This is a genomic window from Rathayibacter sp. RFBD1 (genome assembly GCF_002932915.1).
GTDB lineage: Bacteria > Actinomycetota > Actinomycetes > Actinomycetales > Microbacteriaceae > Rathayibacter.
The window spans coordinates 1-15387 of sequence record NZ_PSWQ01000028.1; the positions used below are offsets into that span (position 1 = coordinate 1).

Here is a 15387-nt window from a genome sequence, read left to right on the forward strand (position 1 = left end):
GGAACAGCCAGCGGCCGAGCACTGCCGTCAGCGCGACTCCGACCGCCCCCCAGCCCCGGCCCCGCGACGTCGTCGGCATCGTCGGCCTCGTCCTCGCGATCGTCCTCGTCCTCGCGCAGATCGGGCGGACCGCGCTCACCACGGCCATCCCGGTCCTCGCGTTCCAGGGCGGCTTCGACACCACGCAGATCGGGGCGCTCTTCGCCGCCCTCGGGGTCACGATGCTCGTGCTCGCGACGGCGACCGCGATCGTCGGCGTCATCGGCGTCGCGCGGAAGGACCGCGCCCGGCTGCTCTCGGCCGTCACGCTCGGCGTCGGCGCGAGCGTCGCGATCGTCGAGCTGGGCGCGCTCGTCGTCCCTCCCCTGGTCGGCCTCTCACTCCAGTACTGACGAGGCCCGCGGAGCGGATCCCTCCATCCGCCCTCGCGAAATCCGCACGGCCCCTCGCGCTCCCCTGCGCCGCGACGGCCCTGCCGGCTCCCCGGCGATGCGCCAGGATGGGGGCATGACGACACGCGTGGACGGCCTCTTCGTCTACCCGGTGAAGGGCTTGACCCCGCAGCCGCTCCCCCGCGTCGAGCTCACCGCCGGCCGCGGCGTCCCCTTCGACCGCACGATCGCCCTCGCCCGCCCCGGCGGCGCCTACCGGCCCGGCATGCGGCACGGCATCTCCAAGCGCGAGTACTTCGTGCTCGTCGCCGAGGCGCGCCTCGCCGGCCTGACCACGCACCTCGACCCCGACAGCGGAGTGCTCACCGTCGACGTCCGCGGCCACCGGGTCCTCTCCGCCGACCTCGGCGCGGAGGACGGCCGGGCCGCACTGCGCTCCTTCGCCGCCCGCGTGCTCGACCTGCCGCCCGGCTTCGAGCCCGTGATCGCCCAGGACGCGGGGCGCCGCTACACCGATACGGCCCACAACTCCGATGTCGAGATGGAGTACGTCTCGCTGATCAACCTGGCGAGCGTCCGCGATTTCGCCGAGCGCACCGGCCGGAGCGTCGATCCGCTGCGGTTCCGCGGGAACATCCACCTCGAGGGGCTGCCCGCGTGGAGCGAGCTCGAGCTGCTCGGGCGCGAGCTCACCGCGGGCGGGCTGCGGCTGCGGATCAGGAAGGCCACCGAGCGGTGCGCCGCGACCGAGGTCGAGCCGGGCACCGGTCGGCGCGACCTGCCCGTCCCGCGCCTGCTGCACGAGACCTACGGCCACGAGCTCCTCGGCGTCTACGCGGAGGTCCTCGACGGCGGCACGCTCGGCGTGGGCGACGAGCTGGTGCTCCGTGGCTGAGCTGCGGCTCGTGGTGGCCGAGCGCGAGGCGCTCACCCCGGCCGTCACCCGCTTCGTGCTGCGGAGCGAGGACGGCGCCCCGCTGCCCGGCTACTCCGCCGGCGCGCACCTCACGCTCACGACCCCCTCCGGCGAGCGCCGCAGCTACAGCCTCGTCGAGCCGGGATCCGCGGAGCCGTCGCACTACGCGATCGCGGTGCGCCGCGAGCCCGGGGGTCGGGGCGGATCGCGGAGCCTCCACGACGACGTCCGCGTCGGCGATGTCCTCTCCTCCGCGCCGCCCGCGAACACCTTCGCCCTCCGGCCCGCCGCCCGCTACCTCCTGATCGCGGGCGGGATCGGGGTCACCCCGATCCGCGCGATGGCCGCCGAGCTCCGGGCGCAGGGATCGGCCGTGCAGGTCGTCTACCTCAGCCGCACCCCCGAGGACACCGCGTGGCTCGACGAGTTCTCCGCCGACGGCTCCCTCGTGCACCACAGTGCGATCCACGGCCGGCTCGACCTCTGGCCGCTCGTCGCCGAGCCCGACGACGACGCCCGGATCTACTGCTGCGGTCCGTCCGCGCTGATCGACGAGGTCCTCGCCCTCACGATGCACTGGCGCCCGAGCCGGATCCACGTCGAGGACTTCGCGGGCGTCGACGCCGTCGGCGACCGGGCCGTCCCCTTCGCCGCCGTCTGGGAGCCGACCGGAGCCGTCGTGGAGGTCCCGGCCGACCGCTCGCTCCTCACCGCGCTCCGCTCCTCCGGGATCGACGTCGACTCCTCCTGCGAGTCGGGCACGTGCGGCACCTGCCGCCTGCGCCTCGTCGGCGGGACGGCGGAGCACCGCGACCTGGTGCTGACCCCCGAGGAGCAGGACCGCTGGATCATGCCGTGCGTCTCGCGCTCCGCCGGCGGCGAGCTGGTCGTCGCCCCGGACTGACGGAGCGACGGGGCCGGGCCCCACGCACGCCGGCCGACATGCGTCGGCCGTCGTGTGACGCCGCGTGACGGGCGCCCGGCGCCCGGTCCCCCGCGTGCCTAGGCTCCCGGACGGGGGACCACGACCGTCACGACCGAAGGACTTCCGATGACCAGCACCTCCGTCCGCACCCAGCTCGACGAGTTCACCGTCGGCTTCGACGAGACGGTCGGCCCCGAGCTCGCCGCCGTCTTCTCCGGCGAGCGCGACGACCTCGTCGCCGCCGGCGCCCCGAGCGGAGCCGTCACCGCCGGCGACGCGCTCCCCGCCGCCTCCGTCGTGACCGTCGACGGCGACACCGTCGACCTCGCGGACGTCCTCGGCGCGGGCCCGGCCGTCCTCGTCTTCTACCGCGGAGCCTGGTGCCCGTACTGCAACATCACGCTCAAGCACTACAACGAGACCCTCGCCCCCGAGCTCGCGTCGCGCGGAGTCGCCCTCGTCGCGATCAGCCCGCAGACCCCCGACGGGTCGCGCGCGGCGGTCGCGAACGGCGACCTGGGCTTCACCGTCGTCTCCGACCCCGGCAACACGCTCGCGAGCGCTCTCGGCATCGTCACCGCCCCCAGCGGCGAGGCGCAGGAGGCGCACACCGCGCTCGGCTTCGCCGTGAAGGACAGCAACGCCGACGACACCCCGGCCGTCCCGTACCCGACCGTCCTGGTCGTCGACGTCGACCGGATCGTCCGCACGGCGGACGTGCACGTCGACTACACGACGCGCACGGAGACCGAGGAGATCCTCGCCGCCGTCGACGCGCTCTGACGCCTCCGCTCGCACCCTGAGCACGCGCGGCGGTCGAGCGCACCCCCTCGCCCGCCGCGCCGCCGCTCCCTAGGCTCGACCCGTGACAGCGGAGACGGACGTGCTCGTGGTCGGCGGCGGTCCGGTCGGACTCCTGCTCGGCGCGCTCCTGGCGCGGGCCGGAGTGGACGTGCAGGTGTGGGAGCGGCGCTCCTCGGTGCCGCGCGGCTCGCGGGCGATCGGCATCCATCCGCCGTCGCTCGACGCGTTCGCCGCGATCGGCGCCGATGCTCCCGTGCTGGCCGAGGCCACCCGGGTCCGCGAGGGCGTCGCGCGCAGCCGGGGCCGCACCCTCGGCACGCTCTCGTTCGCGCGCGCCTCCGCGACGCACCCCTACGTCGTCACCCTCGACCAGCACCGCACCGAGGCGATCCTCCGCGAGCGCCTCGAGGCGGCGGCCCCGGACGCGCTGCGCCCGGGGGTCGCGCTGACCGGCCTGCTCCGCCGCGGCTCCACCGTCGAGGCGACCGGCATCGGACCGGGCGGCGAGCCGGTCTCCGTCCGCGCCGCCTTCGTCGTGGGGGCCGACGGCGCCCGGAGCACCGTCCGCGATCTGCTCGGGATCCGCACCACCGGCCGCGACTACCCGGACCGCTACGTGATGGGCGACTTCGCCGACCCCGAGCCCGGCGGTCTCACCGGCACCGCGCTGGTCGACGTCGGCCCGGCCGGAGTGGTGGAGTCCTTCCCCCTGCCGGGCGGTCGGCGCCGGTACGTCGCCCTGAGCGGCCCCGACCGCTCCCTCGGCGCCCCCGCCTGGCGGCCCGAGGAGGCCCCCGACCAGGAGGCTGCGCGCGCCCTGGCCGCCGCTGTCCGCGACCGGACGGGCGCCGACGCCGACCCGGAGACCTGCACGATGCTCAGCGGCTTCCAGGTGCGGCGCCGCGAGGCCGAGCGGATGGGCGTCGGCCGCGTCGTGCTCATCGGCGACGCCGCGCACGAGATCAGTCCGATCGGCGGGCAGGGCATGAACCTCGGCTGGCTCGACGCCGCCGAGCTCGCCCCGCTCCTGGCCGGTGCCGTGCGCCGCGGCGAGGCCGGCCCCTGGCCCGGCTTCGCCCGGCGGCGCACCACCGCGGCCCGGCGCGCGGCGCGGCAGGCGGAGGCGAACATGGCCCTCGGACGCCCGCTCGGCTCGCTCGCGCACCGCGGCCGCGAGGCGTTCCTCCGCACCGCCCTCGCCCTGCCGACCTCGGACCTGCTCGCCCGCGTCTACGCGATGCGCTGGTCCTGAGGGCGGCCGGTCAGCCGACCAGCCGCGCGCCCGCCAGCCCGAGCTCGACCACCAGCACGAGCGAGGCCGCGATCACCAGCCGGAACAGGGTGCGCGTCGGCGGGCCGGTCAGCACCAGGCGGATGCCCGCCGCGGCGAGCACGACCACCGCGAGGGTCCCGAGCACCGCGAGCACCACGCCCGTCCCGCGCACCGGCTGGTCGCCGACGAGCTGTCCGACGAGCACGAGCAGCGCGGCGACCACCAGCGACCCGAAGGCGACGACTCCGGAGAGCCGCAGGCCGAGGCGGTGGGGGAAGCCGCGGACCCCGGTGGCCTCGTCGTCGACCAGGTCGGGGAGCACGTTCGTGCAGTGGATCGCGACGCCGAACACGGCGCCGGTCGCGATCGCCCACCAGGCGGGGAGCCGGCCGTCGCCCGCCGCGACCGCCACCACCGGCAGCAGCCCGAAGGCGACCACGAACGGAGCGACCGACCAGACCGTGCGCTTGAGCCCCGCGTCGTAGGCCCAGCCCGCGGCGACCAGCACCAGGTGCGCGACCGCGGCGACCGGTCCGAGCAGCAGCGAGAGCACCACGGCGGCCGCGGCCGTCCCCAGTGCGGCGGTGCGGACGGCGCCCACGCCGATCAGCCCCTGCGCAACCGGCTTGTCGGTGCGCCCCACCGCGCGGTCGCGGTCGGCGTCGATCCAGTCGTTCGCGAGCCCGATCGAGAGCTGCCCGAGCAGCACGGCGAGCGCCACCAGCACGACCTGCCCGAGCGGATGCCCGGACGCCGCCGCGATCACGGTCGCCAGCACGGTGACCGTCACGGTCGGCCCGGGGTGCGACGAGGCCAGCAGGAGTCGCACCCGGGACGTCATCCCGCCAGCCTACGGTCGCGGCGGCACAGCGGGGCGCCGGTCGCGCTCCCCGCCCCGGAGCGGGATCCAGCGTGGTCCGAGCGCGGCGCCCTCATCAGCCCGCGGCGGGAATGGCCCGGGATGGGGCAGGGTTGCACCACCCGGCATCCCGACTCAGGAAGAAGGCCTCGTGGACCTCGTGCACTGGCTGTTCGACGCGCAGATCGTCATCGGCGAGCAGACCGTCCTCTGGCGGGAGGTCATCGGCAACGTCTTCGGGCTCCTCAGCGCCCTCGGCGGGATGCGGCGGAAGGCCTGGGCCTGGCCCGTCGGCCTCATCGGCAACGTGCTGCTGTTCACGGTCTTCATGGGCGCCCTGTTCGGCACTCCCAACCCCGTCAACCTGCTCGGCCAGGCCGGGCGGCAGGTGATGTTCATCCTGGTCAGCGTCTACGGCTGGTACCGGTGGACCCACCGCCCCGACGACGCCGCCACCCTGATCGAGCCGCGCTGGGCGTCGTGGCGCACCCGCGGCCTGCTGGTGCTCGGGATGGTCGGCGGCACCGCGGTGCTGACCCCCGTATTCCGCGCGCTCGGCTCCTACGAGCCCGTCTGGAGCGACGCGTGGATCTTCGTCGGCTCCGTCCTCGCCACCTACGGCATGGCGAAGGGCTGGACCGAGTTCTGGCTCATCTGGGTGGCCGTCGACCTGGTCGGCGTGCCGCTGCTGTTCTCGGCCGGCTACTACGCGTCGGGGCTGATGTACGTCTTCTACGGCGCGTTCACCCTGGTCGGCTTCTTCGTCTGGATGCGGCAGGGCACCCGTCCGTCCGCCGCTCCGATCACGGTCGGCTAGCTCTAGCAGCCCGCCGCCGCCGGCGGAAGTGGCCGTGCGGGAGGCGCTGTCGGTGGTCCACTGGGAGCGGAGGCGCCCGCCTCCCCCACCCGGAACGGACGCCATGCTCTCCCTCGTCTACTCCAGCCGCACCTCCGCCGGCTTCACGGACGCCGACCTCCCCGCGCTGCTCGCCCAGTGCCGCGCGAACAACGGGCGCCTCGGCCTGACCGGCATGCTCCTGCACCGCGACGGCCGATTCCTCCAGGTGCTCGAGGGGCCGGACGCGGTCCTGCGCGAGCGGATGGCCGTCATCGCCGCCGACGAGCGCCACGCGCAGCTGCGCACCCTCCTCGAGGAGCCGATCCGGGAGCGGCTGTTCCCGGAGTGGTCGATGGCGTTCGAGTCCGCCGCCGACGCCGACGCCGCCGGGCTCCGCACCTCCTTCGACGACCTCGACGACGCCGAGGCCGAGAGCGCGACGCTCCCGGCCCTGCGCGAGCTCATCCGCTTCTTCCGCGAGCGGAGCTAGGCGGAGCTAGGCGGAGCTGGGCGGAGCGATACGGGACGCCGGGATCGCGGCCGGTCCGCCGCCGGAACCCGACGCCCGTCAGTCCTCCGCCGAGGGAGGAGCGAGCCGGTCGAGCCGCGCCAAGAGCGGGGCGAAGCCGTCGCCGAGCAGGGCGCTCAGCGGCTCGCCGAACCAGAACCGCCAGACGGCGTCGAGCTCCTCGCCGGTGATCCGTCCTCGGCGCAGGAGGATGCTCGCGATCGGGGCCGCCTCAGACGCGTACTCGTCGCGGGGAGCGCCGTCCTCGCGACCCGGCTCGAGTCCGTACGGATCGACCCCGTCGAGCTCCCGCAGGACGGCCGCCACCATCGCGTCACGGCGTTCCGCGGTCGCGCCGTCCTGATTCGTCGGTGCTCGGCGCTCCCTCGCGAGAAGGTACCGAGCCCACTCCTCGTCGTCCATTCGTCGTCTCCGATCTCTCCGGATGCCGCGCCTTCTCGAGGCCTTTCTCTTCATTCGGCGCCGGCTTGTCGAGGCACGGGGGAACCGCCTCTCCGACGGCTTGTCATCCCCCCGCGAGAAAGGCGCGGACGCCTTCCCGCGTCAGCCCCGAGGCGACGGCGAGCCGGTGCTCTCCGGCCCCGAGTCGGGCGGCTCCGCGGAGGGCCGCGGCCCTTTCTCCGCCCTCGCCGGAAGTCCCGCTCCGGAATGCCGCGAATTCCGCGGACACCTTATCGAGAGCGTCGACGACATCGCCGGACACGCTCTCCGGCGGCTCGCCGAGATCGATGCGCCAGCCTCTCCCGAACTTCTCGTCGCTGTCGTTCACACGCAGGAAAGTACCCCGGACCGCAGAGCGGCGCCTGTGATCGCCCTGCGGTCGTCTCGCCCCGAAGGACGCGCTTCCCGCACACTAGGTATTGCCAGGCCTTGCAACGCAAGGCATAGTGGTCCGCATGGCGACGGACGCGGAGAAGATCCTCACGAACCTCCGGAAGGGGGTCGTCGAGTTCTGCGTCCTGGCCGCGATCTCGGGCGAGGCGAAGTACGGACGCGACCTCGCGCTCACCCTGAGCGAGAAGGGCCTGCTCGCCGGCGAGGGCACCCTCTACCCCCTGCTCTCACGCCTGCGCGACAGCGGACTCGTCTCGACGGAGCTCACCGATCCGAGCCTCGGACGACAGCGGCGCTACTACACCCTCGCTCCCGCAGGCCGCGCGCGGCTCGAGGAGTTCCGGGCGGCCTGGGCGCCGTTCCGATCCACCGTCGACGACCTCCTGGAGACGCACTGATGACGACGCACACCACGGACACGACCGGCCGCGGCTACACCGCCCGGCTGCGCCGCGAACTGGCGGTCCTCCCGCGGCGGTCGCGACGCGAGCTGCTCGAGGACGCCTCGGAGCACGCCGTGGGCGACGAGTCGGAGCTCGCGCGCTCCTTCGGCGATCCCGTCGAGATCGCCCGCGCCGCACTCGATCAGCACGACGCCCGCACAGGCCGTCCGATGCGCCCCAGCCTTCTGCTGCCCTCGAAGCTCCTGCAGCTGGGCGCGGCGGTCCTCACCGGCCCGTTCGCCGCGATCGCGCTCCTCGACCTCCTCCTGAACGGCACCGCCCTCGGCCTGCCGAGGCTCGCGCTCTGGGCACTCATCGCGCTGCCGCCGCTCCTCGCCCGCTGGACGACGTGGTGGCGCGTCTCCCTCGCCTGCGCGGCCCTCCACGCCTGCTACCTCGCGGTCGCGGCCGTGGTCACCCTCGGCGGAGGGAACGTGCCCGCCCCGGCCGTGGCCCTCCTCCTCTCGGCGCCCGTCGCTCTGGCTCAGCTCCTGGCCCTCGGCCTCTCGGCGGTCGCCCTCCTCCGGGCCCCGCGGGTCCTCCGCGCCCGCTGACGAGGAGCGTCGGGCAGGATGAGCCGGGTGTCGATCAGCAGAACGTGGAGAGCAGCGGCGGTGATGGCGTCGATCACGTCGCTCTCGGCGTGCGCGACGGAGTACCACGGCCACGACAGCGGGATCGACGGCAGGCTGTGGCGGCAGATGGCCGCGGTCGAGGATCCTCTCAGCACGAGTGTCCACCGGTCGCTCGACGAGACGATCGGCATACTCCACGGCCTGAATCCGGAGGCTTATCCACCGCCTCTCGAGGACCCGTCCGCCTATCTCTCGGGAATCGACGTCCCCCGCTGGAACGGAGAGGCCGAGTCGGTCGATCCCTCGGTGCTCGAGGACGGCGGAGTGGTGCTCTACGACGAGGACGTCACGGACGGCGAGGCCCGCTTCTCGCTCTTCCTCGCGTCCGGTCCGATCCCCGGAGAGGAGGATGAGGGCGGCTGGTTCAGCGGTCCCAGCGAGGTCTACACCTGCTACGGACTCGTCGTCGACTTCCGAGCGCACACGCCTCCCGGTCCGGAGAGGACGGCCTTCGAGGACTGTCCCGCGGACCTCGTCGCCGTGCTCCGCTCCGATGCGGCCTTCGCCTCGGCCGAGGTCTTCGACGGCTGACCCGACCGCGGCGACCACCCGCTGCGACGACCGCGGGGCGGAGGCGCGGATCGCGTCGTTCCGGCGCGCCCGCACCAGCGGTGCCGGAACGTCCGGCCGATCCGGGAGCGGCACCCGCCCGAGCCGTCGAGGTTCCGTCGGTGTGCAGGCCCCCGCGCCGAGGGACGTAAAGTGTGCTCACACGCGCCCGCGGACGGGCGAGCCGCCCGTGAGGGCGCCCCGGTCCTGCGTCGGAGGCGCCGATCACAGAGAGCCGCGGTGCCCGATGCCGGAAGACAAGCCCGCGTCGCGGGCGCCGAGCATCTACGACGTCGCCCGCGCGGCCGGCGTCTCGCACCAGACCGTCTCCCGCGTCCTGAACGACCACCCGAGCCTCCGCGCCGAGACGAAGAAGCGCGTGCTCGAGGTCATGGCCGAGCTCGACTACCGCCCCAACCTCGCCGCACGGGCACTGGTCACCAGCCGCACCCGCACCGTCGGCGTGCTGTCCTCGCAGAGCCTGCAGTACGGTCCGGCCTCCAGCATCCAGGCCATCGAGGTGGCGGCGCGCGACGCGGGCTACCTCGTGGTCACGGCCAACGTCGACGGCACCGACGGCGCGTCGATACAGGCCGGGATCCGGCATCTGCTCAACCAGGCGGTCGAGGGCCTCGTGGTCGTCGCGCCGCAGATCCGCGTCTTCGACATCCTCTCCGGAGTCGCGCTGCGCATCCCGCACGTGACGCTGCAGACGAGCGAGGACGACCGCGACGACGCGCTCTACGTCGACCAGATGGCCGGCGCCCGCATCGCCACCGGGCACCTGATCGACCTCGGGCACACCGAGATCGTGCACCTCGCCGGCCCGCAGGACTGGATCGAGGCCGAGGCGCGGATGCGCGGCTACCTCACCGAGCTCGACCACCGCTCGATCCCGCTGCGCCCGCCGCTGCTCGGCGACTGGAGCGCCGAGCGCGGCCACCGCGTGGGCCTCGAGCTCTCGCGCTTCCTCGACTTCACCGCGGTGTTCGCGGGGAACGACCAGATGGCACTCGGACTGATGAGCGCGTTCCACGAGCGCGGGGTCCGCGTGCCGGAGGACGTCAGCGTCATCGGCTTCGACGACATCCCCGAGGCGGCGTTCTACTGGCCGCCGCTGACCAGCGTCCGCCAGGACTTCGTGGAGCTCGGACGCCGGTGCGTGGCCGCGCTGCTCAGCCTGATCGAGGGCGACCGGCCGGAGAAGGCGGCGCCGATCGCTCCGCAGCTGGTCGTCCGCGGATCCACGGCCGTCCCCCGGAGCGCGAGCGTCACCGCCTCGCGCTGACCGGCGGCCGCGACGCCCTCGCGCCGCGACCGCCCGGGATCACTCGCCGTGAGCGGCGATCGACACGTCGTTCCAGCGCTTCCAGGTCTCGAGGCGCGACTCGTAGTCCGCCGTCGCGATGCCCAGCGGCGCACGTCCGAAGAAGATCCGCAGCGGCGGCTCGTCCGCGTCCACGACCGCGAGGATCCCGAGGCGCGAGGCCCGCGGGTCGCCCTGCTGAGCGGCGGAGGGGCGTCGGCTCGCGGCCTCGCGGACCTCGTCGTACGCGGCGATCGGCTCGCTGCGCGACGCGGAGGGACCGGACCAGTCGGTCGAGTATCCGCCGGGCTCGACGAGGGTCACGTGGATCCCGAAGCCGGCGACCTCGGCGGCCAGCGACTGGGTGAAGCCCTCGAGCGCCCACTTCGACGCGTGGTACGCGCCGATCGAGGGGAACGCGCTGATGCCGCCGATGCTCGACACCTGGACGATGTGGCCCGAGCCCTGCTCGCGGAGGATCGGCAGCGCGGCCTGGGTGACCCAGAGGGCGCCGAAGACGTTGGTCTCGAGCTGCGCGCGGACCTCCTCCTCGGTGAGCTCCTCGATCATGCCGAAGTGCCCGTAGCCGGCGTTGTTGATCACGACGTCCAGCCGGCCGAACCGCTCGGCCGCGGCCTGCACGGCGGCGAAGCCGGCCGCGCGGTCGGTCACGTCGAGGGTCAGCGGGAGGAACGTGTCGGGGTACTCCTCGACGAGGGCGTCGAGGGTCTCGATCCGGCGGGCGGTGCCGGCGACCGAGTCGCCGCGCTCGAGCGCCGCCTCGGCCCACTCGCGGCCGAAGCCCTTCGAGGCGCCGGTGATGAACCAGGTCTTCGTCATGGTGTGCGTCCTTTCGACAGTGCTGGACGCAACGCCGACGGCTCCAGCTCCCTTCCGGGGCCGGGGACCCTTGACAGCACCGCTCCGAGAGCGGACGACGCGCCGCGGGTGTCCCGTTACCGAGTCGAGACGTGCGCGTTGACACGAACGGCGCCGTCGGGTCTAGCATGACGCAATGTGATCGCTCACATGGCATCACATCTCCGCCCCGATCCCGAGGGCGGCCCTGCATCCACTGCATTCAATGACGAAGGAATCACAGTGACCACAATGAAGCGCGCTCTCATCGCCGGCATCGCCGGCGGAGCGATGATCCTCTCCCTCGCCGCCTGCTCCTCCGGAACCGGTGGCGGCTCGGGCTCGGGATCCGGCGACGGCGGCCTCGTCGGCGTCGCGATGCCGACCAAGTCGTCCGAGCGCTGGATCGCTGACGGCAACAACGTCAAGTCGCAGCTCGAGGAGGCCGGCTACCAGGTCGACCTTCAGTACGCCGAGGACGACATCCCCACCCAGGTCTCGCAGCTCGAGAACATGATCACCAAGGGCGCCAAGGCCCTGATCGTCGCCTCGATCGACGGCACCACCCTCACGAGCGTGCTCGAGGAGGCCAAGGCCAACGACATCCCCGTCATCGCCTACGACCGCCTCATCCGCGACTCCGAGAACGTGGACTACTACGCCACGTTCGACAACTACAAGGTGGGCGTCCAGCAGGCCACCTCGCTCCTCGCGGGCCTCGGTCTCACCGACCTCACCGGCGCGAAGGCCGCCGACGCCCCCGCCGGCCCGTTCAACGTCGAGCTGTTCGCCGGCAGCCCCGACGACAACAACGCCACGTTCTTCTTCAACGGCGCGATGGACACCCTCCAGCCGTACATCGACGACAAGACGCTCGTCGTGAAGTCCGGCGAGACCGACTTCAACACCGTCGCCACGCTCCGCTGGGACGGCGAGGTCGCCCAGAGCCGCATGGAGGACATCCTCACCAAGACGTACTCCGACGGCTCCAAGGTCCAGGGCGTCCTCTCGCCCTACGACGGCCTCAGCCGCGGCATCATCTCGGCTCTGACCGACGCCGGCTACACCGTCGGCTCCGACTTCCCGATCATCACCGGTCAGGACGCCGAGCTCGACTCCGTCAAGGCGATCATCGCCGGCGAGCAGTACGCGACCATCTACAAGGACACCCGCGAGCTCGCCAAGGAGGCCGTGAAGATGGCCCAGGCCGTGCTCGAGGGCACCGAGCCCGAGGTCAACGACACCGACACCTACGACAACGGCAAGAAGGTCGTCCCGTCCTTCCTGCTCGAGCCGGTCATCGTCACCAAGGACCAGATCCAGTCCGTCCTCGTCGACGGCGGCTACTACACCGACGCGGAAGTGAACGGCTAGTCCTCTCTCCTCACCCGAGAAGGAACACCCCGGGAGGGCGCCCACTGGGCGCCCTCCCCCACTACGAAGGAAGGGAGGCGGCGTGACCTCGAACATCCTCGAGATGCGCGGCATCACCAAGACGTTCCCGGGCGTGAAGGCGCTCCAGGACGTCACGCTCAACGCACAGCGCGGCGAAGTCCACGCGATCTGCGGGGAGAACGGCGCCGGCAAGTCGACGCTGATGAAGGTCCTGTCGGGCGTCTACCCGCACGGCACCTACGAGGGCGACATCGTCTTCGAGGACGAGGTGATGCAGTTCTCCAGCATCCGCGACTCGGAGGCGAAGGGCATCGTCATCATCCACCAGGAGCTGGCCCTCAGCCCCTACCTCTCCATCGCGGAGAACATCTTCCTCGGCAACGAGGTGCGCGGCTTCGGCGGCCTGATCGACTGGAACAAGACCAACCAGGAGGCCGCGGCGCTGCTGGCCCGCGTGGGTCTGCGCGAGAACCCGACCACCAAGATCATGGAGATCGGAGTCGGCAAGCAGCAGCTCGTCGAGATCGCGAAGGCGCTCTCGAAGCGGGTCAAGCTGCTCATCCTCGACGAGCCCACCGCGGCCCTGAACGACGAGGACTCGGACCACCTGCTCGACCTGATCCTGCACCTCAAGGAGCAGGGCATCACGTCGATCATCATCAGCCACAAGCTGAACGAGATCAAGAAGATCGCGGACACCGTCACGGTCATCCGCGACGGCAAGACCATCGAGACGATCGCTCACGACGACGTCACCGAGGACCGCATCATCAAGGACATGGTCGGCCGCGACCTCGACCACCGCTACCCGGACCACACGCCGCACATCGGCGAGGAGATCCTGCGCGTGGTCGACTGGACGGCCCACCACCCCCAGGACCCGACCCGCGTCATGGTGGACAAGGTCAACCTGTCGGTCCACCGCGGCGAGATCGTCGGCATCGCCGGGCTCATGGGCGCCGGGCGCACCGAGTTCGCGATGAGCCTCTTCGGCCGCTCCTACGGCAGCCGCATCTCCGGCCAGGTCTTCAAGGCCGGCAAGGAGATCAAGATCCGCAACGTCTCGGAGGCGATCGCCCACGGGCTCGCCTACGCGACCGAGGACCGCAAGCACTACGGCCTCAACCTCATCGACGACATCAAGCGGAACATCTCGCTCGCGTCGCTCGACAAGGTCGCCCGCGGCGGACTCGTCGACGACAACCGCGAGTTCGAGGTCGCCAACGAGTACCGCGGCAGCATGAACATCAAGTCGCCGACCGTGCTCGCCAAGACCGGGAAGCTCTCCGGCGGCAACCAGCAGAAGGTCGTCCTGTCGAAGTGGATCTACTCCGACCCGGACGTCCTCATCCTCGACGAGCCCACCCGCGGCATCGACGTGGGTGCGAAGTACGAGATCTACACCATCATCAACCGGCTCGCGGCGCAGGGTAAGGGGATCATCGTCATCTCCTCCGAGCTGCCGGAGCTGCTCGGCATCTGCGACCGCGTCTACGCGCTGTCGGAGGGCCGGATCACGGGCGAGCTGCCCATCGCCGAGGCGACGCCCGAGGCGGTCCTCACCCTCATGACCCAGGAGAAGCAACGATGACCGATCTGCAGAACGAACCGTCCACCGCGGCCGGTGCGCAGGTGAAGCCCACCGAGAACGCCTTCACGAAGCGCCTCAGCCACGTGCTGGGCGACCTCGGCAAGAACGGCATCTTCATCGCCCTCATCGTGGTGGTGCTGCTGTTCGAGGTGATGACCGGCGGAATCCTCCTCCGCCCCCAGAACATCTCGAACCTGATCGTCCAGAACGGCTACATCCTGATCCTCGCCATCGGCATGGTGATGGTCATCGTGGCCGGGCACATCGACCTCTCGGTCGGCTCGGTCGCGGCGTTCGTCGGAGCGATCTCGGGCGTCTTCGCGGTCAACATGGGTCTCCCGTGGTGGCTGTCGATCATCCTCTCCCTCCTCATCGGCGCCCTGGTCGGAGCGTGGCAGGGCTTCTGGATCGCGTACGTCGGGATCCCGGCGTTCATCGTGACCCTGGCGGGCATGCTGATCTTCCGCGGCCTGGCGCTCGTCGTCCTCGGCAACGCGAACATCGGCTCCTTCCCGACCGAGTACCGCGCGCTGGGCAACGGCTTCCTCACCGACCTGTTCGGCGAGACCGACCTCGACCCGCTGTCGCTCGTCATCGGCGCGCTCGCGATCGTCGCCTTCGCCGTGCAGTCCGTGCGCACCCGCCGCGGCCGCCAGAAGTACGCGCAGAGCGTCGAGCCGGGCGCCTGGTTCGTCACCAAGCTCGTCCTCGTCTCCGTCGTGATCGCGGCCTTCTCCTTCGCGCTGGCCACCTTCAAGGGCATCCCGGTCACCCTGATCGTGCTCGCCGTGCTCGTCCTGATCTACGGCGTGGTCATGAACCGCTCCGTCTTCGGCCGCCACGTCTACGCGATCGGCGGCAACCTGCACGCCGCGGAGCTGTCCGGCATCAAGACCCGCAACGTCACCTTCTGGCTGTTCGTCAACATGGGCGTCCTCGCGGCGCTGGCCGGCCTCGTCTTCACCGCGCGACTCAACCTCGCCGGCCCGAAGGCGGGCGACGGCTTCGAGCTCGAGGCCATCTCGGCCGCCTTCATCGGCGGCGCGGCGGTCCAGGGCGGCGTCGGCACCATCGGCGGCGCGATCATCGGTGGCCTCATCATCGGCGTCCTGAACAACGGCATGTCGATCATGGGCATCGGCATCGAGTGGCAGCAGGCGGTCAAGGGCCTCGTGCTCCTGCTCGCGGTCGCCTTCGACGTCTACAACAAGCGCCGCTCGGGCGGACGCTAGGCCCTGCG

The 15387-nt window shown here is 72.0% G+C and carries 18 protein-coding genes; 14 read left to right on the forward strand and 4 right to left on the reverse strand.

The window, feature by feature from the left end:
* The 5 genes from C5D50_RS16640 to C5D50_RS15755 form a co-directional block, all read left to right on the forward strand.
* On the forward strand, positions 1 to 392 hold a 392-nt coding region (locus C5D50_RS16640; RefSeq protein WP_181137366.1), incomplete at its 5' end, for a hypothetical protein.
* Positions 393 to 507: 115 nt separating this feature from the next.
* Entirely contained in the window at positions 508 to 1287 is a 780-nt protein-coding gene (locus C5D50_RS15740; RefSeq protein WP_181137367.1) for an MOSC domain-containing protein, read from the forward strand.
* Entirely contained in the window at positions 1280 to 2212 is a 933-nt protein-coding gene (locus C5D50_RS15745; RefSeq protein ID WP_104283935.1) for a PDR/VanB family oxidoreductase, read from the forward strand. Before C5D50_RS15740 ends, C5D50_RS15745 begins: the two co-directional genes overlap by 8 nt.
* 147 nt (positions 2213 to 2359) lie before the next feature.
* On the forward strand, positions 2360 to 3016 hold the full coding sequence (locus C5D50_RS15750) for a peroxiredoxin-like family protein (protein ID WP_104283936.1): 657 nt from the start codon (positions 2360 to 2362) through the stop codon (positions 3014 to 3016).
* 82 nt (positions 3017 to 3098) lie between these two features.
* Positions 3099 to 4289, forward strand: coding sequence for an NAD(P)/FAD-dependent oxidoreductase (locus tag C5D50_RS15755; protein WP_104283937.1), 1191 nt, complete (start codon positions 3099 to 3101; stop codon positions 4287 to 4289).
* A 10-nt stretch (positions 4290 to 4299) separates the two neighbouring features.
* On the opposite strand, the gene C5D50_RS15760 is transcribed toward C5D50_RS15755, so the two are convergent.
* The gene (locus C5D50_RS15760) at positions 4300 to 5151 is read right to left on the reverse strand and encodes a UbiA family prenyltransferase (protein ID WP_104283938.1); all 852 of its coding nucleotides are present in this window, start codon (positions 5149 to 5151) and stop codon (positions 4300 to 4302) included.
* A 169-nt stretch (positions 5152 to 5320) separates the two neighbouring features.
* Between C5D50_RS15760 and pnuC the strand changes: the two genes are divergently transcribed.
* Together pnuC and C5D50_RS15770 are read left to right on the forward strand one after the other, a co-directional pair.
* A complete protein-coding gene (gene pnuC / locus C5D50_RS15765) occupies positions 5321 to 5986 on the forward strand; it encodes a nicotinamide riboside transporter PnuC (protein ID WP_104283939.1) in 666 nt (221 codons plus the stop codon).
* Between the two features lie 103 nt (positions 5987 to 6089).
* Positions 6090 to 6497: a BLUF domain-containing protein gene (locus C5D50_RS15770; RefSeq protein WP_104283940.1), complete on the forward strand. Its 408-nt coding sequence runs from the start codon at positions 6090 to 6092 to the stop codon at positions 6495 to 6497.
* 78 nt (positions 6498 to 6575) lie between these two features.
* On the opposite strand, the gene C5D50_RS15775 is transcribed toward C5D50_RS15770, so the two are convergent.
* Complete coding sequence (locus tag C5D50_RS15775) at positions 6576 to 6845, reverse strand: hypothetical protein (RefSeq protein ID WP_146086944.1); 270 nt, start codon at positions 6843 to 6845, stop codon at positions 6576 to 6578.
* 196 nt (positions 6846 to 7041) lie between these two features.
* Positions 7042 to 7305: a hypothetical protein gene (locus C5D50_RS15780; protein WP_104283942.1), complete on the reverse strand. Its 264-nt coding sequence runs from the start codon at positions 7303 to 7305 to the stop codon at positions 7042 to 7044.
* 127 nt (positions 7306 to 7432) lie between these two features.
* On the opposite strand from C5D50_RS15780, the gene C5D50_RS15785 reads away from it, so the two are divergent.
* The 4 genes from C5D50_RS15785 (at position 7433) to C5D50_RS15800 (ending at position 10285) form a co-directional block, all read left to right on the forward strand.
* Positions 7433 to 7768 (forward strand): PadR family transcriptional regulator, encoded by a 336-nt coding sequence (locus C5D50_RS15785; protein ID WP_104283943.1) that lies wholly within the window; start codon positions 7433 to 7435, stop codon positions 7766 to 7768.
* Positions 7768 to 8367, forward strand: coding sequence for a hypothetical protein (locus C5D50_RS15790; RefSeq protein WP_104283944.1), 600 nt, complete (start codon positions 7768 to 7770; stop codon positions 8365 to 8367). The genes C5D50_RS15785 and C5D50_RS15790 overlap by 1 nt, the downstream gene beginning before the upstream one ends.
* 27 nt (positions 8368 to 8394) lie before the next feature.
* Positions 8395 to 8979 carry a hypothetical protein gene (locus tag C5D50_RS15795; RefSeq protein WP_146086945.1) on the forward strand — a complete coding sequence of 195 codons (585 nt, stop codon included), beginning with the start codon at positions 8395 to 8397 and terminating at the stop codon, positions 8977 to 8979.
* A 265-nt stretch (positions 8980 to 9244) separates the two neighbouring features.
* Positions 9245 to 10285 carry a LacI family DNA-binding transcriptional regulator gene (locus tag C5D50_RS15800; RefSeq protein WP_104224986.1) on the forward strand — a complete coding sequence of 347 codons (1041 nt, stop codon included), beginning with the start codon at positions 9245 to 9247 and terminating at the stop codon, positions 10283 to 10285.
* 39 nt (positions 10286 to 10324) lie between these two features.
* Here the strand turns inward: C5D50_RS15800 and C5D50_RS15805 are convergent, their stop codons facing one another.
* Positions 10325 to 11143, reverse strand: a complete 819-nt coding sequence (locus C5D50_RS15805; protein ID WP_104256397.1) for an SDR family oxidoreductase — start codon at positions 11141 to 11143, stop codon at positions 10325 to 10327.
* Between the two features lie 270 nt (positions 11144 to 11413).
* Here C5D50_RS15805 and chvE point away from each other — a divergent pair, with 270 nt between their 5' ends.
* From chvE to mmsB, 3 genes are all read left to right on the forward strand, one after another.
* Positions 11414 to 12535: a multiple monosaccharide ABC transporter substrate-binding protein gene (gene chvE / locus C5D50_RS15810; RefSeq protein ID WP_104224984.1), complete on the forward strand. Its 1122-nt coding sequence runs from the start codon at positions 11414 to 11416 to the stop codon at positions 12533 to 12535.
* A gap of 82 nt (positions 12536 to 12617) precedes the next feature.
* Entirely contained in the window at positions 12618 to 14147 is a 1530-nt protein-coding gene (gene mmsA / locus C5D50_RS15815) for a multiple monosaccharide ABC transporter ATP-binding protein (protein ID WP_104256398.1), read from the forward strand.
* Positions 14144 to 15379, forward strand: a complete 1236-nt coding sequence (mmsB, locus tag C5D50_RS15820; RefSeq protein WP_104227395.1) for a multiple monosaccharide ABC transporter permease — start codon at positions 14144 to 14146, stop codon at positions 15377 to 15379. Before mmsA ends, mmsB begins: the two co-directional genes overlap by 4 nt.
* Positions 15380 to 15387 lie beyond the last annotated feature (8 nt).

Coding starts and splice junctions, on each gene's coding strand:
- C5D50_RS15740 (WP_181137367.1), top strand. CDS start 508: ATGACGACACGCGTGGACGGCCTCTTCGTCTACCCGGTGAAGGGCTTG.
- C5D50_RS15750 (WP_104283936.1), top strand. CDS start 2,360: ATGACCAGCACCTCCGTCCGCACCCAGCTCGACGAGTTCACCGTCGGC.
- C5D50_RS15760 (WP_104283938.1), bottom strand. CDS start 5,151: ATGACGTCCCGGGTGCGACTCCTGCTGGCCTCGTCGCACCCCGGGCCG.
- C5D50_RS15770 (WP_104283940.1), top strand. CDS start 6,090: ATGCTCTCCCTCGTCTACTCCAGCCGCACCTCCGCCGGCTTCACGGAC.
- C5D50_RS15775 (WP_146086944.1), bottom strand. CDS start 6,845: ATGGTGGCGGCCGTCCTGCGGGAGCTCGACGGGGTCGATCCGTACGGA.
- C5D50_RS15785 (WP_104283943.1), top strand. CDS start 7,433: ATGGCGACGGACGCGGAGAAGATCCTCACGAACCTCCGGAAGGGGGTC.
- C5D50_RS15790 (WP_104283944.1), top strand. CDS start 7,768: ATGACGACGCACACCACGGACACGACCGGCCGCGGCTACACCGCCCGG.
- C5D50_RS15800 (WP_104224986.1), top strand. CDS start 9,245: ATGCCGGAAGACAAGCCCGCGTCGCGGGCGCCGAGCATCTACGACGTC.
- C5D50_RS15805 (WP_104256397.1), bottom strand. CDS start 11,143: ATGACGAAGACCTGGTTCATCACCGGCGCCTCGAAGGGCTTCGGCCGC.
- chvE (WP_104224984.1), top strand. CDS start 11,414: ATGAAGCGCGCTCTCATCGCCGGCATCGCCGGCGGAGCGATGATCCTC.
- mmsB (WP_104227395.1), top strand. CDS start 14,144: ATGACCGATCTGCAGAACGAACCGTCCACCGCGGCCGGTGCGCAGGTG.